Source organism: Stenotrophomonas sp. CC22-02 (genome assembly GCF_004365115.1).
Taxonomy (GTDB): domain Bacteria; phylum Pseudomonadota; class Gammaproteobacteria; order Xanthomonadales; family Xanthomonadaceae; genus Stenotrophomonas; species Stenotrophomonas forensis.
Genome location: NZ_SOCO01000001.1, coordinates 3350948 through 3372548, shown reverse-complemented (window position 1 = coordinate 3372548; position 21601 = coordinate 3350948). Strand labels below are relative to the sequence as shown.

The 21601-nt window shown below is 66.8% G+C and carries 20 protein-coding genes; 11 read left to right on the top strand and 9 right to left on the bottom strand.

What is annotated here, in order from left to right; genetic code table 11:
- Positions 1–33 precede the first annotated feature (33 nt).
- On the bottom strand, positions 34–1311 hold the full coding sequence (locus N440_RS15395; protein ID WP_133935619.1) for an efflux RND transporter periplasmic adaptor subunit: 1278 nt from the start codon (positions 1309–1311) through the stop codon (positions 34–36).
- Positions 1312–1514: 203 nt separating this feature from the next.
- Between N440_RS15395 and glmS the strand changes: the two genes are divergently transcribed.
- Both glmS and N440_RS15385 read left to right on the top strand, forming a co-directional pair.
- A complete protein-coding gene (gene glmS / locus N440_RS15390; protein ID WP_133935618.1) occupies positions 1515–3353 on the top strand; it encodes a glutamine--fructose-6-phosphate transaminase (isomerizing) in 1839 nt (612 codons plus the stop codon).
- A 447-nt stretch (positions 3354–3800) separates the two neighbouring features.
- Positions 3801–4232, top strand: a complete 432-nt coding sequence (locus N440_RS15385) for a CBS domain-containing protein (RefSeq protein ID WP_006471195.1) — start codon at positions 3801–3803, stop codon at positions 4230–4232.
- 67 nt (positions 4233–4299) lie between these two features.
- Here N440_RS15385 and N440_RS15380 read toward each other — a convergent pair whose 3' ends face one another.
- Positions 4300–4728, bottom strand: coding sequence for a VOC family protein (locus tag N440_RS15380; protein ID WP_133935617.1), 429 nt, complete (start codon positions 4726–4728; stop codon positions 4300–4302).
- 93 nt (positions 4729–4821) lie between these two features.
- The gene (gloA, locus tag N440_RS15375; protein WP_133935616.1) at positions 4822–5337 is read right to left on the bottom strand and encodes a lactoylglutathione lyase; all 516 of its coding nucleotides are present in this window, start codon (positions 5335–5337) and stop codon (positions 4822–4824) included.
- Between the two features lie 125 nt (positions 5338–5462).
- Here gloA and N440_RS15370 point away from each other — a divergent pair, with 125 nt between their 5' ends.
- Entirely contained in the window at positions 5463–6575 is a 1113-nt protein-coding gene (locus tag N440_RS15370) for a PLP-dependent cysteine synthase family protein (protein WP_133935615.1), read from the top strand.
- Positions 6576–6658: 83 nt separating this feature from the next.
- Here N440_RS15370 and N440_RS15365 read toward each other — a convergent pair whose 3' ends face one another.
- Positions 6659–7063, bottom strand: a complete 405-nt coding sequence (locus N440_RS15365; protein WP_006471153.1) for a hypothetical protein — start codon at positions 7061–7063, stop codon at positions 6659–6661.
- Between the two features lie 170 nt (positions 7064–7233).
- Between N440_RS15365 and N440_RS15360 the strand changes: the two genes are divergently transcribed.
- Complete coding sequence (locus N440_RS15360; protein ID WP_133935614.1) at positions 7234–9264, top strand: M3 family metallopeptidase; 2031 nt, start codon at positions 7234–7236, stop codon at positions 9262–9264.
- 83 nt (positions 9265–9347) lie between these two features.
- Here N440_RS15360 and N440_RS15355 read toward each other — a convergent pair whose 3' ends face one another.
- From N440_RS15355 to N440_RS15345, 3 genes are all read right to left on the bottom strand, one after another.
- On the bottom strand, positions 9348–10151 hold the full coding sequence (locus tag N440_RS15355; RefSeq protein WP_133935613.1) for an SDR family oxidoreductase: 804 nt from the start codon (positions 10149–10151) through the stop codon (positions 9348–9350).
- Positions 10148–10714: a DUF1415 domain-containing protein gene (locus N440_RS15350; protein ID WP_133935612.1), complete on the bottom strand. Its 567-nt coding sequence runs from the start codon at positions 10712–10714 to the stop codon at positions 10148–10150. The genes N440_RS15355 and N440_RS15350 overlap by 4 nt, the downstream gene beginning before the upstream one ends.
- 101 nt (positions 10715–10815) lie before the next feature.
- Positions 10816–11298 (bottom strand): YajQ family cyclic di-GMP-binding protein, encoded by a 483-nt coding sequence (locus N440_RS15345; RefSeq protein ID WP_006471121.1) that lies wholly within the window; start codon positions 11296–11298, stop codon positions 10816–10818.
- A gap of 146 nt (positions 11299–11444) precedes the next feature.
- Between N440_RS15345 and N440_RS15340 the strand changes: the two genes are divergently transcribed.
- From N440_RS15340 to N440_RS15330, 3 genes are all read left to right on the top strand, one after another.
- Positions 11445–12341: a DMT family transporter gene (locus N440_RS15340; protein ID WP_133935611.1), complete on the top strand. Its 897-nt coding sequence runs from the start codon at positions 11445–11447 to the stop codon at positions 12339–12341.
- 147 nt (positions 12342–12488) lie between these two features.
- Positions 12489–13496 carry a methionine ABC transporter ATP-binding protein gene (locus N440_RS15335; protein ID WP_133935610.1) on the top strand — a complete coding sequence of 336 codons (1008 nt, stop codon included), beginning with the start codon at positions 12489–12491 and terminating at the stop codon, positions 13494–13496.
- Positions 13493–14182 (top strand): methionine ABC transporter permease, encoded by a 690-nt coding sequence (locus N440_RS15330; protein WP_006471118.1) that lies wholly within the window; start codon positions 13493–13495, stop codon positions 14180–14182. The genes N440_RS15335 and N440_RS15330 overlap by 4 nt, the downstream gene beginning before the upstream one ends.
- A gap of 131 nt (positions 14183–14313) precedes the next feature.
- Here the strand turns inward: N440_RS15330 and N440_RS15325 are convergent, their stop codons facing one another.
- On the bottom strand, positions 14314–14910 hold the full coding sequence (locus N440_RS15325; protein WP_133935609.1) for a lipocalin family protein: 597 nt from the start codon (positions 14908–14910) through the stop codon (positions 14314–14316).
- Positions 14911–15037: 127 nt separating this feature from the next.
- Between N440_RS15325 and N440_RS15320 the strand changes: the two genes are divergently transcribed.
- Together N440_RS15320 and N440_RS15315 are read left to right on the top strand one after the other, a co-directional pair.
- On the top strand, positions 15038–15364 hold the full coding sequence (locus N440_RS15320) for a hypothetical protein (protein ID WP_133935608.1): 327 nt from the start codon (positions 15038–15040) through the stop codon (positions 15362–15364).
- 69 nt (positions 15365–15433) lie between these two features.
- A complete protein-coding gene (locus tag N440_RS15315; protein ID WP_133935607.1) occupies positions 15434–17530 on the top strand; it encodes a prolyl oligopeptidase family serine peptidase in 2097 nt (698 codons plus the stop codon).
- A 74-nt stretch (positions 17531–17604) separates the two neighbouring features.
- Here the strand turns inward: N440_RS15315 and N440_RS15310 are convergent, their stop codons facing one another.
- Positions 17605–18792 (bottom strand): pyridoxal phosphate-dependent aminotransferase, encoded by a 1188-nt coding sequence (locus N440_RS15310; RefSeq protein ID WP_133935606.1) that lies wholly within the window; start codon positions 18790–18792, stop codon positions 17605–17607.
- 180 nt (positions 18793–18972) lie between these two features.
- Here N440_RS15310 and N440_RS15305 point away from each other — a divergent pair, with 180 nt between their 5' ends.
- Together N440_RS15305 and N440_RS15300 are read left to right on the top strand one after the other, a co-directional pair.
- The gene (locus N440_RS15305; RefSeq protein ID WP_133935605.1) at positions 18973–21084 is read left to right on the top strand and encodes a S9 family peptidase; all 2112 of its coding nucleotides are present in this window, start codon (positions 18973–18975) and stop codon (positions 21082–21084) included.
- Positions 21085–21138: 54 nt separating this feature from the next.
- Positions 21139–21564, top strand: a complete 426-nt coding sequence (locus tag N440_RS15300) for a YbaN family protein (RefSeq protein ID WP_006471105.1) — start codon at positions 21139–21141, stop codon at positions 21562–21564.
- The last annotated feature ends 37 nt before the right edge of the window (positions 21565–21601 follow it).

The following is a 21601-nucleotide window of genomic DNA, read 5'->3' as shown; positions in this document are numbered from 1 at the left end:
GGTGTCCTCTCTCCAGGATTCAGGGTTCAGGTATCAGTTGACGGAGACGCGTTCGGCGTCCTTGAACAGGTCGCTGCCGGAGACCACGATGCGGTCGCCCGGTTGCACACCCGACTTGATTTCCACTTCGCCCAGGCTGCTGACGCCCAGTTCCACCGGACGGCGCACGGCGGTGCGGCCATCCATCACGTAAGCGATGCCGTTGCCCTGTTCGACGAACGGGCCGCGCTCGACCTTCAGCACGTTCCTGCGGGTATCGAGCAGCACGCGCACCGACATCCGCTGGCTCTGGCGCAGGCCCTCCGGCTGCGCGCTGGCGAAGCGCACGCGGGCGTTGACCTCGCCATTGACCACCTCCGGCGACACCGCGCTGATCTCGCCCGGGAACGGCTGGCCGTTGCCGCCGGTCAGCTGTGCGGGCATGCCGATGGCCAGGTCACGGGCGAAGCTCTCCGGAACCTTGATCTCGACTTCGAACTTGGACAGGTCGACCACACCCAGCACCGGTGCGTTGGCGGCCAGGTTGGTGGACTGGATCGCCTGCACCTGGCCGACCTGGCCATCGAACGGTGCGCGCAGGGTCAGTGCATCGACCTGGCGCTGGACTTCGGCCACCACGGCCTTCTGGCGATCGGCCAGCAGCCGCTTGTTGCGTGCGTCCAGGTCGGCGCCCTGGCTCTGCAGGCGTGCATCGGTGGTGGCATTGGCCAGGGTGATGTCGGCCTTCTTCAGCGAGTCCTTGGCCTTGGCCAGGTCGATCTGCGGCACCGCGCCGCCGTCGTAGCCGCGCTGGTAGCGCTGCAGGTCGCGGTCGGCGGCCTGCCGTTCGATGGTGGCCTGGTCGGTTTCCTTGCGCGACTTGGCGCGGGCCAGGGTCGCGTCCAGCGCTGCGCGGCTGGCCTCGGCTTCCAGGCCGGCCAGGGTGGCCTGTTCCTGGGCCAGCTTGCTGCGCAGTTCCGGGCTGTCGATGATCGCCAGTTCCTGGCCCTTCTTGACCACGTCGCCGGCGACCACCTTGAGGTCCACGGTGCCGGCCGAGATCGCATACAGGATCGGGCTGTTGGCGGCGATCACCCGGCCGTCGGCGGCGATGTCACGCACCAGGTCGCCGCGCTTCACTTCGGCGATGCGCACGCGGCTGCTGTCGTAGGAACGGCTGGCATTGGACCAGGCGTGCACGGCCCAGCCGATGCCGGCCAGCAGCACGAGGGCGCCCGCCGCCGGCCAACGGTAGCGGTGCCAGTTGGCGCGGGTGGCGCTGGCCGGTGCGGAGGAAACGATCTGGTCCTGGGCGGAAGTGTCGCGGATCATCGGATGCGTGCCTTGCGGTGGTAGCCAATACCAAGCACGTAGCGTGCCAACTTTATTCTGTTTCAGATCAATGGCTTGTCGGGTCCGTCGCGATGTCCGGGTGTCCGCGGACACCTTTCCGGACACTTTCATTAAGCGGACAGGAGGGGGAACCCGGACACGCAGGCTAGAATGCGCCGATCGTCTTCAAGGAATTGCGTGACATGTGTGGAATCGTGGGTGCGATCGCTGATCGCGACGTAGTGCCGGTGTTGATCGAGGGCCTCAAGCGCCTTGAGTACCGTGGTTACGATTCCTCGGGCATCGCCGTGATCGATCAGGGCGAACGGCCGGAGGTGCGTCGCGTGCGCCGTACCGGCCGTGTGTCGGAAATGGCCACGGCGGCCGAGGCTGAAGGCTTCAATGCGGTGCTGGGCATCGGCCACACGCGCTGGGCCACCCATGGCGGCGTCACCGAGGCCAACGCGCATCCGCACATCAGCCAGGGCGTGGCGCTGGTGCACAACGGCATCATCGAGAACCACGAAGAGCAGCGCGAAAGGCTGCGCGCGCTCGGCTACACCTTCGAGTCGCAGACCGATACCGAAGTCATCGCGCACCTGATCCATCATCACCTGAAGGATGGCGACGATCTGCTGGTGGCGCTGCAGCACACGGTGAAGGAGCTGACCGGTGCCTATGCACTGGCCGTGGTCAGCCGTGCCGAGCCGGAGCGCTTCGTCTGCGCGCGCATGGGCTGCCCGCTGCTGATCGGCCTGGGTGAAGGCGAGAACTTCGTTGCCTCCGATGTCTCGGCGGTGATCTCGGCCACCCGCAAGGTGATTTTCCTGGAAGAGGGTGACACGGCCGAGATCCGCCGCGACGGTGTGCGCGTCTTCGACGAGCACGATCAGCCGATCGAGCGCGACGTGCATCTGTCCGACGTGTCGCTGGCATCGCTGGAGCTGGGCCCGTATCGCCACTTCATGCAGAAGGAAATCCACGAGCAGCCGCGCGCCCTGGGGGATACCATCGAGGCGGCAATCGACGCCGGTGGCTTCCCGGCCGAGCTGTTCGGCAAGAACGCCGAAGCGGTGCTGTCGGGCATCGAAGGCGTGCAGATCATCGCCTGCGGTACCAGCTACTACGCCGGCCTGACCGCACGCTACTGGATCGAAGCCATCGCCGGCCTGCCGTGCAGCGTGGAGATCGCCAGCGAGTACCGCTACCGCGCCGCCTATGCGAACCCGAAGCACCTGATCGTCACCATCTCCCAGTCCGGCGAAACGCTGGATACGATGGAAGCGCTGAAGTACGCCAAGTCGCTCGGCCACAAGCACACGCTGTCGATCTGCAACGTGCCGGAAAGTGCGATCCCGCGCGCCAGCGAGCTGGTCTGCTACACCCGCGCCGGTGCCGAGATCGGCGTGGCCTCGACCAAGGCCTTCACCACCCAGCTGGCTGCGCTGTTCCAGTTGACCGTGGTGCTGGGCAAGCTGCGTGGCCGCATCGACGCGGCGCAGGAAGCGGACTACCTGGAGCAGCTGCGCTTCCTGCCGGGCAGCGTGCAGCACGCACTGAACATGGAGCCGCAGATCGCGGCATGGGCCGAGCGTTTCGCGCGCAAGAGCAGCGCGCTGTTCCTGGGCCGCGGCCTGCACTACCCGATCGCGCTGGAAGGCTCGCTCAAGCTCAAGGAAATCTCCTACATCCATGCCGAAGCCTATCCGGCGGGCGAGCTGAAGCACGGCCCGCTGGCGCTGGTGGACGAGGACATGCCGGTGGTGGTGATCGCCCCCAACGACAGCCTGCTGGAGAAGGTGAAGTCGAACATGCAGGAAGTGCGCGCCCGTGGTGGCGAGCTGTTCGTGTTCGCCGACCAGGACAGCAACTTCAACGAGTCCGAAGGCGTGCACGTGATCCGCACGCCGCGTCATGCCGGCGTGCTCAGCCCGATCGTGCACACCATTCCGGTGCAGCTGCTGGCCTACCACACCGCGCTGGCGCGCGGCACCGACGTGGACAAGCCACGCAACCTGGCCAAGAGCGTGACGGTGGAGTAACGCCGGCTGGTGGACCTGGAAGCGGTACGCGAAGGGGGCCCATGTGGCCCCCTTTCGTTTGCGCCGATAACCGCATCAAGTGGGACAGCCGCCGGCCGTTCTGTCCGCCGTCGGCAGGCCGCAATCAATCTTTAATGCGCAATGCCGCCTGTATTCAGCGGCGGTTTCAGCCGCGGTGCCATTCTCTGGATCGTCAGTTGGTTCCCACGACGAACTGTCCTATCGATGCCGGTAGTGACCGATGGTCGCAGTCGTAGAATCGATTTGACCGAGGCATGGGTTGCGCGGTTGAACCCACCTCGTTCGCGTTGCAGTACGTCGCCTGCCGATGCATCTCCCAGGGCAGGCACGTGCGCCAGACGTGCGCTGAAAGGTCTGTTCCCGGGGAGGGGGCGTATCGGAAGAGCACACTTTTTTGACTTCAGTGACCTGCACCAGGAAACAAGAATGAACGTCCGCGAACTCCTGCAATCCAAGAAAGAAGCTGTCATCACCATCGACGCCGAAGACACCATCGGTGCCGCTGCCCACAAGATGAGCGCGAACAAGATCGCTGCGCTGGTGGTGATGAAGGACGATGCCCCGGTCGGCATCATTTCCGAAAAGGACATCGTGCGTACCCTGGCCGATGACGGCCCGCAGGCCGGCCGCCGGGTGATTTCCAGCGTGCCGACCACCGGCCTGGAAGGTATCTCGCCGGAGGCTACGCTGAAACAGGCCATGTCATTGATGACGTACTCGCGGCGCCGTCATCTGATGGTCACCGAAGGCACCCGCCTGGTCGGCATCCTCAGCCTGGGCGACATCGTGAAGAACCTGCTGGGCGAGCTCGAGCTGGAAAAGGCCGTGCTTCAGGACATCTACATGGCCGCTCACTGAGGGCTGCAGCGCTGGAAGCAGAGAAGCCGGGCATTGCCCGGCTTCTTCGTTCACGGCATCGGTGAAATCAGAAAGTGACCTTCACCGAGTCGGCGCTGTAGCGGGCCGGACCGTGATAGACCACTTCGATGTTGTTGCCGTCCGGATCGAGCACGAAGGCGCCGTAGTAGCCCGGATGGTAGGGGCGTTCGCCCGGCGCGCCATTGTCGGTACCGCCAGCGGCGATCGCGGCGCTGTGGAAGGCATCGACGGTGGCGCTGTCGCGGGCCTGGAACGCCAGGTGGTGGCGTCCGGTCAGCTGGCCAGCGGCGGCCTCGCTGCTGGCGCTGGAAACGAACAACTCATCGGCCCAGAAGTAATCATCGCCTTCGCCGGCGATCGGGATGCCGATCGTATCGAACACCGCCTGGTAGAAGCGGCGGCTGGCGGCCAGGTCACGCACCACAAGCTGCAGATGGTCGATCAAACGGCCGCGGTGCAGTTCCATCGTTTCCATACCAACCTCACAAAAAAGGGGACGGAGGGAATTAAGTCGCTTTCAGCCCAATAGTGCCAGAAACGACTTAATCCCCTCCGTCCCCTTTTCGGGTCAGTTGGCGATGATCTCGACCCAGTAGCCGTCCGGGTCCTTGATGAAGGCCAGGTTCTTCATGCGGCCGTCGGTCAGGCGCTTCTGGAAGGTCACGCCGAGGTCCTCGAAGCGCTGGCAGGCGGCTTCGATGTCCGGCACCGACACGCAGATGTGGCCGAAACCGCGCGGGTCGCTGTTGCCATCGTGGTAGACCGTGCCGTCCTGGGCCTCGGTGCCATGGTTGTGGGTCAGTTCCAGCACGCCCGGCAGGCCGGCCATCCACAGGCGGCGCTGGGCGTCGTCTTCCGGCACCACGGCGCCGGCCGGCACGTAGGCCAGGAAGTACAGGCTGAACTGGGCCTCCGGGAAGTCGCGCTTGTCGATCAGCTGGTAGCCGAGCACGCGGGTGTAGAAGTCCAGCGAGGCGGTGATGTCCTTCACCCGCAGCATGGTGTGGTTGAACACGAAGCCGGTGGTCTCGGCCGGGGCCTGGGCGGCGACGCCGGGGACATCGCGCAGGGCGGGAATGGTCATGGGGGAGATCCTTCAGACAGGGCCGTTGCCGGCCGGATGTCCCCATTCTAGCGAGCAGCACCTGACCGCACTGCGACGTACAATGGCCGGATCGCACCGTTCCGTCCTGACACCGATGGCCCGCCATGTCGCAGCGTGAATGGGTGGCTGCCGCCATCCGCAAGATCGAAGCCGATTTCAACCGTTCGGCCGATACCCACCTGATCCCGCTGGCGCTGCCCGGGTTCGAGGGCATCGACCTGTACCTGAAGGATGAATCGAGCCATCCTACCGGCAGCCTGAAGCACCGGTTGGCCCGCTCGCTGTTCCTGTATGCGCTGGCCAATGGCTGGCTGCGCGAGGGCCGGCCGGTGATCGAGGCCTCCAGCGGCTCGACCGCGGTGTCCGAAGCCTATTTCGCGCGCCTGCTCGGGCTGCCGTTCATCGCGGTGATCCCGGCCACCACCTCGCCGGAGAAGATCGCGGCGATCGAATTCCATGGTGGCCGCTGCCACCTGGTCGAGCGCGCCTGCGACCTCAACTGCGATTCGGAAAAACTGGCCCGCGAAACCGGCGGCCACTTCATGGATCAGTTCACCTACGCCGAGCGCGCCACCGACTGGCGTGCCAACAACAACATCGCCGAATCCATCTTCAAGCAGATGGCCGAGGAACCCAGCCCGATCCCGGAATGGATCGTGTGCAGCCCCGGTACCGGTGGTACCGCCGCGACGCTGGGCCGCTATGTCAGCTATCGCCGGCACGACACCCGCATCCTGTGCGCGGACCCGGAAGTGTCGGTGTTCTTCGATGGCTACAAGGCTGCCGTGGCCGGTGAGCCGGACTGGCGAGGCCTGACCTGCAGCGGCGGTTCGCGCGTGGAAGGCATCGGCCGGCCGCGGGTGGAGCCGAGTTTCATCCCGACCAGCGTCGACGCGATGGTGAAGGTGCCCGACGCGCTGAGCCTGGCCGCGATGCGCCATGTCAGCCGCCAGCTCGGCCGCCGCGTCGGTGGTTCCACCGGCACCAACTTCATCGGCGTACTGCAGGCCGCGCAGTGGATGCGCGAGGCTGGCCACCACGGCAGCATCGTCAGCATCCTGTGCGACAGCGGCGAGCGTTACGCGCAGAGCTATTACGACCCCACGTGGTACGTGCGGCAGGGGATCGATGTCGAGCGCGCCGATGCGCAGCTGGCGGCAGCGGTGGCCGGACAGGGCTTGCCGGAACTGCCGTGGAGCAGCCTGGAAGCGCTGTAGCGCCTGCGTAGCGTCGAGCCATGCTCGACTCCGGGAAAGAGCCGTCGAGCATGGCTCGACGCTACATACTCAGTACCCCGCCCTCAGTACCCCGCCGCGGTGAACGCATCCAGCACCGCGTCACGCAAGGCATCGGGCAGCGCCTCGATGTCCATCGCGCGATCATCCAGGTGCAGGCTGGGGTCCAGCGTGCTGGCGCGGCCCTGGGCCAGGGCCTGCAGCCACAGCAGCACGCAGATCACGAACTCGCGTTCATGGCCCAGCTGCAGCTGGCTGGCGCCGCGCTCGATCACTTCGAACGGGTACCACTCCTGGGCGTCATTGAACGTGCCGCCCTGCTGCAGCACCGCCTGCAGCTGCTGCAGGTGGCGCGGGGCGTCGTCGCCGGCATCGCACAGTGCGGCGATCCAGGTCAGTTCGGCCGGGCTGGCAGACAACGCCAGTGACCGCGCCGCTGGGGCGGATGCAACTGCAGCCAGACCTTCCATGTAGGGCCTCGTTCGGTACGTACCGCTGCGGACTCCCCCGCAACCAAAGCTTCGAACCGCGACCGTAAGGCCGACGTGAATGCCAGGTGTCACCCCCTTGTCAGCCACGCCCTCCAGCGCCATATGTACCAGGCTGCCCGCCTGCCGGGCCCGTACCCTGGAGATCTGCCGTGACCGCTGCCAACCCCCTGCTCGATTTTTCCGGCCTGCCGCGCTTCGAGGCGATCCGCCCCGAGCACGTGGCGCCGGCGCTGGATGTGCTGCTGGCCGAGGCCGAAGCGGCCGTCAGCGCCGCCGAGCAGGTGCAGCCGGTGCGCTGGGAGAGCTTCGTCGCCCCGCTGGACGACGCCACCGAGCGTCTGTGGCGCGCCTGGGGCCTGGTCGGCCACCTGCAGGGCGTGGTCAACACCCCGGAACTGCGTGAGGCGTACAACAGCAACCTGCCGCGGGTGACCCGCTTCGCCAGCGCGCTGGGCCAGAACCTGGCGCTGTACCGCCAGTACCAGGCGCTGGCCGCCAGCCCGGAGGCCGCAGGTTTCGACGAGGCCCGGCGCAAGGTGCTGGACAACACCCTGCGTGATTTCCGCCTGGGCGGTGCCGAGCTGGCGCCCGAGGCGCAGCAGCGCTTCGCAGAGATCAAGGAGGAACTGTCGGCACTGTCGGCGAAGTTCTCGCAGAACGTGCTCGACGCCACCGATGCGTGGTCGCTGATCATCGAGGATGAAGCGCGCCTGGCCGGCCTGCCGGGGGACGTGAAGGCCGCCGCGCACGCTGCGGCGGAAAAGGACGGCAAGCAGGGCTGGAAGCTGACCCTGCAGATGCCGTGCTACCTGCCGGTGCAGACCTGGGCCGAAGACCGTGACCTGCGCGAGATCCTGTACCGGGCCAGTGCGCAGCGCGCGTCCGAATTCGGCGACGACGCGCTGGACAACAGCGGCAACATCGACCGCATCCTGGCCCTGCGTACGGAGCTGGCCGCGCTGCTCGGCTTCGGTTCGTATGGCGATTATTCGGTGGCGACCAAGATGGCGCAGGACCCGGCCGAGGTGCTGGGTTTCCTGCGCGACCTGGCCGCGCGTGCCAAGCCGTTCGCGGCCAAGGATCGCGCCGAGCTGGAGCAGTTCGCGCGTGAACAGCTGGGCATCGACAGCCTGCAGGCCTGGGACCTGGCGTTCGCCGCCGATCGCCTGAAGCAGGCGCGCTACAGCTATTCCGAGCAGGACGTGAAGCAGTACTTCACCGAACCGAAGGTACTGGGCGGCCTGTTCTCGGTGATCGAGCAGCTGTATGGCCTGCGCGTGCAGGAAGACAGTGCGCCGGTGTGGCATGAGGATGTGCGGTTCTTCCGCCTGGTCGATGCGCAGGACGCGCTGGTCGGCCAGTTCTACCTGGACCTGTATGCGCGCGAAGGCAAGCGCGGCGGTGCGTGGATGGATGATTGCCGCAACCGCCGCGTGCGTGCCGACGGCAGCGTGCAGACGCCGCTGGTCTACCTGGTGTGCAACTTCGGCCGCGGCGCCAACGGCAAGCCGGCCACCTTCAGCCACAACGAAGTGACCACGCTGTTCCATGAAATGGGCCATGGCCTGCACCAGCTGCTGACCCGCATCGGCGAACTGGGCGTGGCCGGCATCAATGGCGTGGAATGGGATGCGGTGGAACTGCCCAGCCAGTTCATGGAGAACTTCTGCTGGGAGTGGGACCACCTGCAGGGCATGACCGCGCACGTCGAAAGCGGCGAACCTCTGCCGCGCGCGCTGTACGAGCGCATGCTGGCCGCGCGCAATTTCCACAGCGGCATGGCCACCGTGCGCCAGCTGGAATTCGGCCTGTTCGACATGCTGCTGCACAGCCAGTTCGAACCGGCGCAGGACAGCGTGCTGGCACTGCTGGACCGCGTACGCGCGGACGTGGCGGTGAACCATCCGCCGGTCTGGAACCGCTTCCCGCACCAGTTCAGCCACATTTTCGCCGGTGGCTATGCGGCGGGCTACTACAGCTACAAGTGGGCCGAGGTGCTCAGCGCCGATGCCTATGCCGCGTTCGAGGAAGCACCGCAGGCACTGGCTGAAACCGGTGCGCGCTTCCGCGATGAAATCCTGTCGCGCGGTGGCAGCCGTCCGGCTGCGGAGAACTTCAAGGCCTTCCGCGGCCGCGCACCGCAGATCGACGCGCTGCTGCGCCATTCGGGCATGGCGTAAACCGTTGTGGTAGGTGCCAACCCTGGTTGGCACTTTCCTGAAAAAGTGCGGACCAAGGTCCGCACCCACCGGAGAGCGGTGCTCTATTCGGCGTAGATCATCTTCCGGGTCATGCCGCCGTCGACGATGAAGTCCTGGCCGGTGGTGAAGCCGGACAGCGACGACAGCAGGTACACCGCCAGCGCGCCGATGTCCTCGGGGTGGCCGACACGGCCGACCGGGTGCTGGGCGTGATCGGTGGCCGAGTAGTCGGGTTGGTGGCGCCGCGAGGGCGCCTGCCAGGCCGAGGTGCCGATCCAGCCGGGGCTGATGCTGTTGACCCGCACCGCCGGGCCGCTGCTGATCGCCAGCGCGTGGGTGAAGGCGACCAGCCCGCCCTTGGCCGCCGCATAGGCCTCGCTGTGCGCTTCAGACTGCCAGGCGCGGGTCGAGGCGATGTTGATGATCGCGCCCTCAGTGCGGGCCGAGAGTGCCGGCAGTGCGTGCTTGCTGCACAGGAAGGCGCCGTGCAGTGACGACAGGCGGCGCTGCCATTCCTCCCACGCCATGTCCTGCAGCAATGTGCCATGCGGGCCAGCGATGCCGGCGTTGTTGACCAGTCCGTCGATACGGCCGAACCGCTGCAGGGCCACCGCGATGAAGTCGCGCACGCTGGCTTCGTCGGCGATGTCCAGGCGCTGGAACGCGGCATCTTCACCGCGTTGCCATTCGTCCAGGCAGGCCTGGCCGGCTTCCACGTCCAGATCGCCGATCATCACGCGTGCCCCGGCGCCGAGTACGGCCTGGGCGATGCCACGGCCGATGCCGTTGGCGCCGCCGGTGACCAGCACCACCTTGTCCTGCAGCGGTGCCACCGGCCACGCCGCGATCGGTGGCACCGTGCTCATGACAGGTCTTCGCCGCGCAGGCGGCGATGCCAGCCGTCCACGCCGATGCGGTCCAGGGTCTGGATGTTGCGCTCGACGATCACGTCCGGGTCCGGATAGACATCCACCGCGCGCGCCACGCTGTCTTCGCGCAGCAGGTGCAGGGTGGGGAAGGGCGCCCGGTTGGTGTAGTTGCTGGCGTCGTCGGCGGCCACGCCGTCGAACTGATAGTCCGGGTGGAAGCTGGCCACCTGCAGGATGCCCTGCAGGTCCAGCGCCTCGATCGCGGCGTCGGCGTTGTCGAGGAAGTCGTTGTAGTCGAGGAAGTCGGTCAGTACCTGCGGGTGCACGATCAGCGTGGTGTCGATCTGCTCGGCCGGGGTATCGCGCAGCAGCACCAGCTCTTCGGCCAGTTGTTCGACCAGCGCCTCGGGCGTGGTGGCGTCGCTCAGCACGATGCGGACCTGGTCCTTCACGTACACCGCCTTGGCGAACGGGCACAGGTTCAGGCCGATGACGATGCGCTCCAGCCACAGGCGGGTGGCGGCGATCGGGTCATCGGTGGGCAGCTGGGAATCGGTCATGGCGGGCACGTCGGCTGGCGGGGCCGCCATTGTAGGCGCGTCGCCGGCAACGCGCCGTCGTACCCGCTGGCTGCAACGCCGGGCGATGCCCGGCGCAGGCCTCAGTCGCGGAAGTTGTTGAACTGCAGCGGCAGCTCGAACTTGCCGGCCTTGAGCACGGCAATGGCGTCCTGCAGGTCATCGCGCTTCTTGCCCTGCACGCGCAGCTTGTCGCCGTTGATCTGGCTTTCCACCTTCAGCTTGGCGTCCTTCAGTGCAGCGGCGATCTTCTTGGCGATCTTCTGCTCGATGCCCTGCTTGACGGTGATCTTCTGCCGGGCCTGGGCCAGGTTGGTCTCGATGTCGCCGAATTCCAGGCTGAGCACGTCGATGCCGCGCGCGGCCAGGCGGGCGCGCAGGATGTCGTTCATCTGCTTGAGCTGGAATTCGGTCGGCGCGGTCTGGTTGATGACATCGCCATCGCGTTCGAACTTCGCGTCCACGCCCTTGAAGTCGAAGCGGGTGGCCAGCTCACGGTTGGCCTGGTCGATGGCGTTGGTCAGTTCGTGGGTGTCGACTTCGGACACGACGTCGAAGGAAGGCATGGGCGCGGCTCCGCAGGATTCAGTGAGGGTCATTCTATCGTGCCGACCTGCCAGCTTTTTGTAGAGTCGAGCTTGCTCGACTGTTTTGTGAAGAGCAGTCGAGCAAGCTCGACTCTACAGAACGGCGCGGTCGGCGATAATGGGCCATGAACGTGCAACGCTCCCCCTCGCGCGCGGTGGCCTGGATGGTCGCGGCAGTCGCCTGTTTCTCGCTGATGGACGCTGGCATGAAGCAGCTGTCGGCCAGCTATCCGACCCTGGAAGTGACCTTCCTGCGCGGCGCGGCCTCATTGCCATTCGTGCTGGTCTGGGTGCTGGTCAGCGCCGGCCCGCGGTCGCTGGTGCCACGTCGCTGGGGCCTGCACCTGCTGCGTGGCGCACTGGGCATGGCGATGATCGGCTGCTTCGTGTTCGCCCTGCGCGACCTGCCGCTGTCCACCGCCTACACCATCTATTTCGTCGCCCCGCTGCTGATCGCGGCACTGTCGGTGCCGCTGCTGGGTGAGCGGGTCGGGCCGCGGCGCTGGGTCGCCATCGGCATCGGCCTGGTCGGCGTGCTGGTGGTGCTGCGGCCGGGCGTGGACGGCTTCATTTCGGTGCCGGGGTTGATGGTGCTGGCCGCGGCCACCGCCTACGCCGTGGCGGCGATCACGGTCAGCCTGCTGACCCGCACCGACACCTCGCAGTCGATGGTGGTCTGGTTCCTGGTGATCATGGCCGTCGGCGCCGGCCTGCTGGCCCTTCCCGGCTGGGTGCCGCTGCAGGTGGCGCACGCACCGCTGATCGCCGGCATGGGCCTGGCCGGGGCACTGGGCCAGATCGCCCTGACCAAGGCCTTCCAGCTGGGCGAAGCCTCGATGATCGCGCCGCTGGAGTACAGCGGCCTGGTCTGGGTGATCGGCTGGGATCTGGCCTTCTGGGGGCAGCTGCCGGACGGCTACACCTGGGTGGGCGCGGCGATTATTGTCGCTTCCGGCCTGTACCTGCTGCACCGTGAGCGGGTGAACCGGCAGGAGCCGCCGAAGCCGCTGGACCACCCGTAAGGCAGTTGCCGGGCAGCGGCCGGCCCTGCCGGGCCGGGCAGCTTAGAACCAAAAGGAATAACATTCCGGCTTATGGCGCGGGCGCGTGAGCGCCGGCGCTGGTAGGCTGCACGCCCCCTTCCGTCACCCAGCCGGTGAGCCACGCCCGTGATCGAGTTCCAGCGCCTGCACAAATCCTATGCCGTTGCCGGCCGCGAAGTCAGCGCGCTGCAACCGCTGGACCTGACCATCGAGGCCGGTGAGGTCTTCGGCATCATCGGCCATTCCGGCGCGGGCAAGTCGACCCTGATCCGCATGATCAACCGCCTGGAAGAACCCAGCGGCGGCCGGCTGCTGATCGGTGGCGAGGATGTCACCGCACTGGACGCCGACGGCCTGCGCGCGTTGCGCCGGCGCATCGGCATGATCTTCCAGCACTTCAACCTGCTGTCGTCGCGCACGGTGGCCGGCAATGTCGCCTTCCCGCTGGAGCTGGCCGGCACGCCGAAGGCGGAGATCGACGCGCGCGTGGCCGAGCTGTTGCATACCGTGGGCCTGGAGGCGCATGCGCAGAAGTATCCGGCGCAGCTGTCCGGTGGCCAGAAGCAGCGCGTCGGCATTGCCCGCGCGCTGGCGACGCGCCCGCAGATCCTGCTGTGCGACGAAGCCACCAGTGCGCTCGATCCGCAGACCACCGCCTCGGTGCTGTCGCTGCTGTCGAAGATCAACCGCGAGCTGGGCCTGACCATCGTGCTGATCACCCACGAGATGGACGTGATCCGTCGCGTCTGCGATCGCGTCGCCGTGCTCGATGCCGGGCAGATGGTCGAGACCGGACCGGTTACCCGGGTGTTCCTGCACCCGCAGCACCCGACCACGCGCCGATTCGTCAGTGAATCGGAGCATGTCGACGAAGGCGCGTTGCACCGTGATTTCGACGCCGTCGGTGGCCGCATCGTGCGCTTGACCTTCCTCGGCGGCGACACCTACGAGCCCTTGCTGGGCAGCGTCGCGCGCGAGACCGGCGTCGATTACAACATCCTGTCCGGCCGCATCGATCGGATCAAGGACACCCCGTATGGCCAGCTGGTGGTCGCCCTGGTGGGCGGTGACCAGTCCGCCGCGCAGGCCGCGTTCGTGGCCGCCGGCGTGCACGTTGAGGAACTGCGTCGATGATCATCGCCACTGCCGGCGGCTTCTTCCGCCACCTGGATGCGGGCAAGTGGGCCGATATCGGCCAGGCCACCCTCGACACCCTGCTGATGCTGCTCGGTTCGTTGCCGCTGACCCTGGCCATCGGCCTGCCGCTGGGCGTGCTGCTGTACCTGTTCGGCGCGCCGCAGATGAAGCGCCGGCCGCTGGCCTATGGTGTGCTGGCGCTGGTGGTGAACCTGCTGCGCTCGGTGCCCTTCATCATCCTGATGATCGTGCTGATCCCGGTCACCCTGTTCCTGATGGGCACCTCGCTGGGCGTGCGCGGCGCAATCGTGCCGCTGGTCATTGGTGCTGCGCCGTTCTATGCGCGCCTGGTCGAGACCGCGCTGCGCGAGGTTGACCGCGGCGTGATCGAAGCGACCCAGGCGATGGGCGCCACCACCTGGCAGCTGGTCACCCGCGTGCTGCTGCCGGAGGCGCGCCCTGGCCTGATCGCCGGTGCCACGGTCACCACCGTGGCCCTGATCGGTTTCACCGCCATGGGCGGTGCGATCGGTTCCGGTGGCCTGGGCGACCTGGCGTTCCGCGACGGCTACCAGCGTTCGCACACCGACGTGGCCCTGGTCACCGTGGTCCTGCTGCTGGTGCTGGTGCAGCTGCTGCAGATGCTCGGCGACCGCCTGGTCGCGCATTACAGCCGCAAGTAACGGGGTGCCCCGGCCGCATCAGGTAGTGCCGGCCGCTGGCTGGCGAATGTGGCAGGGTTGCCGGCCAGCGGCCGGCACTACCGGAATCTGTACGCGGTCCACTCGCCGGGCCATGCCCGGCGGCGCTTTGCTCAGCGCGCGTTCGGTACTTCGTAGCCCAGTTTGCCGACCTGGTCGGGATGCTGCGGCACGCGCTTGAGCTTGTCGGTATTCACGCCGTACTCGTCGCGCAGGCGATCGGCCAGCTCCTTGTACAGGGCCTTGTCCATGTCCGGCTTGCGCGCGAAGATCCAGGCCATCTCGCGGCCCGGGTAACCGATCAGCGCCCAGGAATAATCCGGGGCCACTTCCAGCACGCGCGAATGGGTCGGCACGACACGGTAGAACCAGGTGCGCCAGCCGTGGTTGCCACTGTCCGGATCGACACTGGCGCGTGCGTGCACCTCCTGCACCGGTTCACCGAAGCCATCGCGGTAGCGGTAGGTGATGCCGACCTTGTGCGTGTCGCGAAGCTCGTATTCGTTGACGCTGGCGACATGGCCACGTTCGATGAAGTTCGGCACGCGGCCGATTACGTACCAGGTCCCCATGAAGCGCTTCAGGTCGATCGGCGCGTCCAGAGCGGCCGCGCCGGTGGCGCGGGGCGACGGCGGCTCACTGGCGGCCATGGCGGGGCCCGCCAGCGACAGGGCCAGCAGCACGGCGCAGAACGGGCGGATCGAAGTCATGCGGGAGCGGGCTCCAGTGGGCTTGCACGCGCATGGTCGACTGTGTGCACGCGATCCGTCAATGGTGTCGCAGTCCGTGAGAAGGCTCTTGCCCACGCTGTGTTGCATTGTCCACCGGAGAAGCCCCATGAACGTACGTTCCGTCCGTCGCCCTGCAACTGAACGCGTCATCTTCGAGCGTGCCGATCCACGCCTGCTGCGCGGCGTGCAGCAGGTGGCGCTGGCCGGCGTGGCGCTGGTGCTGGTCTGGCCGGCCGCACGCGGTAGCAGCGCATGGCTGGGCTGGCTGCCGATGTGGCTGGTGGGCATGCCGCTGGTGGCGTGCTGGGCACTGCTGCGTTTCCCGTTGCCACGCCTGTCATGGCTGCGTCTGGCACGGCGTACCGGTGGACAGGCACGGCGCTGTCCGGCTCCGGCTGCACGCGGTCGGCGCCGCCCGGCGGCCACGGCCTGACCTTCGACACGGGGGCGACCGCGACATTCCATGCTAGCGTTCCACGGCTTATGACTGCCTGGAGCTGCAATGTCACGACTCGCTTCCGCCTGCCTGCTGGCCGGCATGATGACCGCTGCCTCGGTGGGGACCGCCGTGGCCGCTGAAGACACCGATCGCTACGCCTGGCTGGAGGACGTCACCGGCGACAAGCCGCTGTCCTGGGTCAAGGAACAGAACGCCAAGTCCGAGGCGCGCCTGGCGCAGACCCCGGCCTTCAAGCAGATGGAGACCAGCATCCGCGAGGTGCTCGACTCCGATGCCAAGATCCCCGGCGTGCAGAAGATCGGCGACTACTACTACAACTTCTGGAAGGACCAGCAGCACGAGCGCGGCCTGTGGCGGCGCACCACGCTGGCCGAGTACCGCAAGGCCTCGCCGCAGTGGGAGACCGTGCTCGACCTGGACGCGCTGAACAAGGCCGAGGGTGAGAACTGGGTCTGGCACGGCGCCGACTGCCTGCGTCCGGACTACAGCCGCTGCCTGATCGCGCTGTCGCGCGGCGGCGCCGATGCCGACGTCACCCGCGAGTTCGACCTGGCCAACAAGACCTGGATCAAGGATGGCTTCTTCCGTCCGGAGTCGAAGGGTGGCCTGAACTGGATCGACCGCGACACCGTGTTCGTCTACACCGACTTCGGTGCCGGCACCATGACCACGTCCGGCTATCCGCGGGTGGCCAAGCTGTGGAAGCGCGGCACGCCGATGGCCTCGGCCAGCGTGGTGTACGAAGGCAAGCCGGAAGACATGTACATCGCGGCGATGCACGATGACACCCCGGGTTTCGAGCGCAACCTGGTCAGCCGCACGCTGGCGTTCTACAACAACGAGATCTACCTGCGTGGCGACGACGGCACGCTGACCAAGATCGACGCGCCGAACTCGGCCGAGAAGGGCCTGCACAAGCAGTGGCTGACCCTGGAGCTGCGCGATCCGTGGACCGTGGGTGGCAAGACCTACGCGTCCGGTTCGCTGCTGGCGACCCGGCTGGACGACTTCCTGGCCGGCAAGCGCGACTTCGAGGTGCTGTTCACCCCGACCGCGACCACCTCGCTGGCCAGTGCCACCTGGACCAAGAGCCACCTGGTGCTGAACGTGCTGGACGACGTCAAGAACCGCCTGTCGGTACTGACTCCGGGCGCCGATGGCTGGCAGACCAGCCGCTTCGTTGGTGCGCCGGCCTTCGGCACGCTGGGCGTGGCCGCCGTGGACAGCAACGACAGTGACGCGGTGTGGCTGACCGCCACCGACTACCTGACCCCGACCACGCTGGCCCTGGCCGAGATCGGCCAGCCGCCGGAAACGCTGAAGACCATGCCGGCCTTCTTCGATGCCAAGGGCAAGGTGATCGAGCAGCACTTCGCCACCAGCAAGGACGGCACCCGCGTGCCGTACTTCGTGGTGCACGACAAGGCGATGAAGCTGGATGGCTCCAATCCGACCCTGCTGTATGGCTACGGTGGCTTCGAGATCTCGCTGACCCCGAGCTACTCCGGTGGCATGGGCCGCGCCTGGCTGGAGAAGGGCGGCGTGTATGTGGTCGCCAACATCCGCGGCGGTGGCGAGTACGGCCCGCGCTGGCACCAGGCGGCGCTGAAGCAGAACCGCCACAAGGCCTATGAAGACATGGCCGCGGTGGCACGTGATCTGGTCAAGCGCAAGATCACCACCGCCAAGCACCTGGGCGTGCAGGGCGGCAGCAACGGCGGCCTGCTGACCGGCAACATGCTGACCCAGTACCCGGAACTGTTCGGTGCGGTGGTGGTGCAGGTGCCGCTGCTGGACATGAAGCGCTACAGCCATCTGCTGGCGGGCGCCTCGTGGATGGCCGAGTACGGCAATCCGGACACCAGTGACTGGGAGTTCATCAAGACCTTCTCGCCGTACCACCTGTTCGACGCGAAGAAGAACTACCCGCCGGTGCTGTTCACCACCTCCACCCGCGATGACCGCGTGCACCCGGGCCATGCCCGCAAGATGGCGGCGAAGATGATCGACGCCGGCAAGGACGTGACCTACTACGAGAACATCGAAGGCGGTCACGGCGGCGCAGCCAACAACGCGCAGGCCGCGCATATGTCCGCGCTGGCCTACAGCTTCCTGTGGGAGCGGTTGGGCGGCAAGTGATGGAATGAAAAACGCCGCCCTCGGGCGGCGTTTTTCTTTGGGTTCCATGCGCGGATGCCGTTCGCGCCGGGTGATCAGGCCCCCCAGCTTTTCAATCCACGCGTAATCCGTGCCACCGCTTCCTGCAATCGTGGCACTTCCTGCGTGTACGCCAGGCGCACGTGCTGGTTGGCGCGATGGAAGCCGAAATCCAGGCCCGGGGTGAAGGCCACGTGCTCGGTTTCCAAGAAGTGGGCACAGAACGCCTGCGCGTCGTCGGTGAACGCGCTGACATCGGCATACAGGTAGAACGCGCCCTGCGGCTCGACTTCGATGCGGAAACCCAGCTCGCGCAATGCGGGCAGCAGGAAGTCGCGGCGCTGGCGGAAGGCTTCGCGGCGCTGCTCGAAGATCGCCATCGATTCCTCGCTGAAACAGGCCAGCGCTGCATGCTGGGCAATGCTCGACGCGCTGATGTACAGGTTCTGGGCGAGCTTCTCCAGATCGGGTACCGCTGCCGGCGGCGCCACCAGCCAGCCCAGCCGCCAGCCGGTCATGCCGAAGTACTTGGAGAAGCTGTTCAGCACGAACGCGCTGTCGTCCACCTGCAGTACGCTGGGCGCATCCAGGCCGTAGGTCAGGCCGTGGTAGATCTCGTCCACCACCAGATGGCCACCGCGCGCGTGCAGGCTCTGCGACAGTGCCGCCAGTTCATCAGCGGACAGCACGGTGCCGGTCGGATTGGCCGGTGAGGCCACCAGCGCGCCGACGCTGTCGGCATTCCAGTGCTGTTCCACCAGCGATGGGGTCAGCTGATAGGCGGTGTCCGGGCCGACCGGCACCAGCTGTGCGCCGCCTTCGACCAGGCGCAGGAAATGGCGATTGCAGGGATAGCCCGGGTCGGCCAGCAGCCAGTGGCGGCCGGGATCGACCAGCAGGCTGCTGGCCAGCAGCAGCGCACCGGAACCGCCCGGGGTGACCAGGATGCGTTCGGGGTCGATATCCAGCGCGTAGTGGCTGCGATAGAAGCCGCTGATGGCCTGGCGCAGGGCCGGAAGGCCGCGTGCGGCGGTGTAGCGGGTGTGGCCGGCCGCCAACGCGGCCTGGCCGGCGCGCACCACGGGTTCGGCGGTGGTGAAGTCCGGTTCGCCGATCTCCAGATGGATCACATCGTGGCCGGCCTGCTGCAGCGCCTGTGCGCGGGCCAGCAGGGACATCACGTGGAACGGGGCGATTTCATGGCTGCGCCGGCTGTAGCCCGGCGTGTGGGGCAGGGTACTCATGCGCCCATGGTACGCCGGCCGCCGGGGGGAGTGCCGGCCGCTGGCCGGCAACGTCGGGATGCACTGTCCACTCCGGTGGTAGAGTCGAGCTTGCTCGACTGCTGTTGCGGTCAGTCGAGCAAGCTCGACTCTACCTCTGCCAAGGACGCCATTGCGTAACCGCACCAGGACCCCTATCTCATGAAATCCACCCTCTGCCTGTTGCTTGCCAGCCTGATGACCACCACCGCTACCGCTGCCACTCCGCCCGTTCCGCCGGATGCCGCCAAGCATCCGCACGTGGTCAAGGCGCCGTTCGGCGCGACCCGCAACGACGACTATTACTGGCTGCGCGACGACAAGCGCGAGAACAAGGACATGCTGGCCTACCTGCAGGCCGAGAATGCCTACGCCGACCAGCTGCTGGCACCGCTGAAGCCGCTGGAAGACACCCTGTACAAGGAGATCGTCGGCCGCATCAAGCAGGACGATTCCAGCGTGCCGGCGCGCGAGCGCGGCTACTGGTACTACAGCCGCTTCGAGACCGGCCAGGACTACCCGATCCATGCGCGCCGCAAGGGTGGCATGGATGCGGCCGAGGAAATCCTGCTGGACGTCAACACGATGGCCGCCGGCAAGGGCTACTTCAGCGTCGGCTCGATGGAAGTCAGCCAGGACAACCAGCTGCTGGCCTGGGCCGACGACGACGTCGGCCGTCGCCAGTACACGATCCGCTTCAAGGACCTGGCCACCGGCAAGGTGCTGCCCGATGTGATCACCGGCAGCTCCGGCGACCTGGTCTGGGCCGACGACAACCGCACCGTGCTGTACGTCGAGAACGATCCGGAAACCCTGCTGACCGTGCGCGTCAAGAAGCACGTGCTGGGCACCCCGGCCAGCGCCGACAGCGTCGTCTACGAAGAGAAGGACGACAGCTTCTACATGGGCATCGGCCGCACCCGCGACGATCGCTTCATCACCATCGGCGTGCACAGCACCGTGTCCTCGGAAGAGCGCTACGCACCGGCCAGCGACCCGACCACTTTCACCGTGCTGGCACCACGCCAGCGCGACGTCGAGTACGACGCCGATCACTACGACGGCCGCTGGGTGATCCGCACCAACGATGGTGCGAAGAATTTCAAGCTGGTCACCGCGCCGACCGAGGCCACCTCGCGCGCGCAGTGGAAGGATTGGATCGCGCATGACGATGCGGTGTTCATCGAAGGCTTCGAGCTGTTCGACAGCTACACCGCCATCGCAGAACGTTCCGAAGGCCTGGAGCGCATCCGCCTGCTGTTCAAGGACGGCCGCAGCGATTACGTGAAGGCCGACGAGCCGGCGTATTCGATGGGCCTGGGCGACAACACCGAGGCCGATACACCGTGGCTGCGCTACGTCTACACCTCGATGACCACCCCGACCACCGTGTTCGAGCTGAACACCGCTACCGGCGAGCGCCGCCAGCTGAAGGTGCAGCCGGTGATCGGCTATGACGCCTCGAAGTATGAAACCGATCGCGTCTGGATCACCGCGCGCGATGGCGTGAAGGTGCCGGTGTCGCTGGTCTACCGCAAGGGCTACCAGAAGGACGGCAAGGGCGCGCTGTTCCAGTACGCCTATGGCAGCTACGGCATGTCGATGGACCCGTACTTCAACCAGACCGCGGTGAGCCTGCTCGATCGTGGCGTGGTGTATGCCATCGCCCACATCCGCGGTGGCCAGGAGATGGGTCGCGACTGGTACGAGAACGGCAAGCTGCTGCACAAGCAGAACACCTTCAACGACTTCATCGACGTCACCCGGGGCCTGGTCGCGCAGGGCTGGGCGGCGAAGGATCGCGTCGCCGCCTCCGGTGGCAGTGCCGGTGGCCTGCTGATGGGTGCGGTGGCCAACCAGGCGCCGCAGGATTACCGGGTGATGGTGGCGCAGGTGCCGTTCGTCGACGTGGTCACCACCATGCTCGACCCGACCATTCCGCTGACCACCAATGAGTACGACGAGTGGGGCAACCCGGAGCAGAAGCCGTTCTACGACTACATGCTGTCCTACTCGCCCTACGACAACGTGAAGAAGCAAGCCTATCCGGCGCTGTTCGTCGGTACCGGCCTGTGGGACTCACAGGTGCAGTACTGGGAGCCGGCCAAGTGGGTGGCCAAGCTGCGTGACGACAACACCGGCCATTACCCGATCCTGTTCCGCACCAACATGGAAGCCGGCCACGGCGGCAAGTCGGGGCGCTTCCAGCGCTACCGCGAGCTGTCCGAGTCGTATGCGTTCGTGCTGCAGCAGCTGGGCATCGCCCAGCCGTGATCGCAACGGGGTGCCGGGCGTTGCCTGGCACCCTGAACCGGTATCCTTGCGGCCATGAGCGCGCCTGATCCTTCCGCCCCTCGCGATGCCCCCGCGCCCCCGCGCGTGGTGCGTTTCCGCTGGGCGTGGTGGCTGCTGGCCTACGTCAGCCTGGGTACCGGCATCGTCGGCATCTTCGTGCCGGGGTTGCCGACCACCGTATTCATCCTGATCTCGGCCTGGGCCGCCTCGCGCGGTTCCGAACGCCTGCACAACTGGCTGCTGCAGCATCCGCGTTTCGGCCCCGCCATCGCCAACTGGCAGGCGCATGGCGCGGTCAGCCGCTACGGCAAGTGGATGGCCACGATCACCATGGCGGTGTGTGCCGCCATCATGCTGTGGTGCGTGCCGATCGCGTGGGTGAAGTGGTTTTCGATCGGCAGCATGACCGTGGTGGCGATCTGGCTGTGGACGCGGCCGTTGCCGCCACCTGTGGATTGAGCGCCTGCGGTAGTGCCGGCCGCTGGCCGGCAACCCG

Excerpts from the sequence above, each read along its gene's own strand:
- N440_RS15320 (WP_133935608.1), top strand. The coding sequence starts at position 15,038 with ATGAACGTACGTTCCGTCCGTCGCCCTGCAACTGAACGCGTCATCTTC.
- N440_RS15370 (WP_133935615.1), top strand. The coding sequence starts at position 5,463 with ATGTCGCAGCGTGAATGGGTGGCTGCCGCCATCCGCAAGATCGAAGCC.
- N440_RS15385 (WP_006471195.1), top strand. The coding sequence starts at position 3,801 with ATGAACGTCCGCGAACTCCTGCAATCCAAGAAAGAAGCTGTCATCACC.
- N440_RS15365 (WP_006471153.1), bottom strand. The coding sequence starts at position 7,063 with ATGGAAGGTCTGGCTGCAGTTGCATCCGCCCCAGCGGCGCGGTCACTG.
- N440_RS15355 (WP_133935613.1), bottom strand. The coding sequence starts at position 10,151 with ATGAGCACGGTGCCACCGATCGCGGCGTGGCCGGTGGCACCGCTGCAG.
- N440_RS15395 (WP_133935619.1), bottom strand. The coding sequence starts at position 1,311 with ATGATCCGCGACACTTCCGCCCAGGACCAGATCGTTTCCTCCGCACCG.
- glmS (WP_133935618.1), top strand. The coding sequence starts at position 1,515 with ATGTGTGGAATCGTGGGTGCGATCGCTGATCGCGACGTAGTGCCGGTG.
- N440_RS15325 (WP_133935609.1), bottom strand. The coding sequence starts at position 14,910 with ATGACTTCGATCCGCCCGTTCTGCGCCGTGCTGCTGGCCCTGTCGCTG.
- N440_RS15330 (WP_006471118.1), top strand. The coding sequence starts at position 13,493 with ATGATCATCGCCACTGCCGGCGGCTTCTTCCGCCACCTGGATGCGGGC.
- N440_RS15300 (WP_006471105.1), top strand. The coding sequence starts at position 21,139 with ATGAGCGCGCCTGATCCTTCCGCCCCTCGCGATGCCCCCGCGCCCCCG.
- N440_RS15350 (WP_133935612.1), bottom strand. The coding sequence starts at position 10,714 with ATGACCGATTCCCAGCTGCCCACCGATGACCCGATCGCCGCCACCCGC.
- N440_RS15340 (WP_133935611.1), top strand. The coding sequence starts at position 11,445 with ATGAACGTGCAACGCTCCCCCTCGCGCGCGGTGGCCTGGATGGTCGCG.
- N440_RS15305 (WP_133935605.1), top strand. The coding sequence starts at position 18,973 with ATGAAATCCACCCTCTGCCTGTTGCTTGCCAGCCTGATGACCACCACC.
- N440_RS15315 (WP_133935607.1), top strand. The coding sequence starts at position 15,434 with ATGTCACGACTCGCTTCCGCCTGCCTGCTGGCCGGCATGATGACCGCT.
- N440_RS15380 (WP_133935617.1), bottom strand. The coding sequence starts at position 4,728 with ATGGAAACGATGGAACTGCACCGCGGCCGTTTGATCGACCATCTGCAG.
- N440_RS15310 (WP_133935606.1), bottom strand. The coding sequence starts at position 18,792 with ATGAGTACCCTGCCCCACACGCCGGGCTACAGCCGGCGCAGCCATGAA.
- gloA (WP_133935616.1), bottom strand. The coding sequence starts at position 5,337 with ATGACCATTCCCGCCCTGCGCGATGTCCCCGGCGTCGCCGCCCAGGCC.
- N440_RS15345 (WP_006471121.1), bottom strand. The coding sequence starts at position 11,298 with ATGCCTTCCTTCGACGTCGTGTCCGAAGTCGACACCCACGAACTGACC.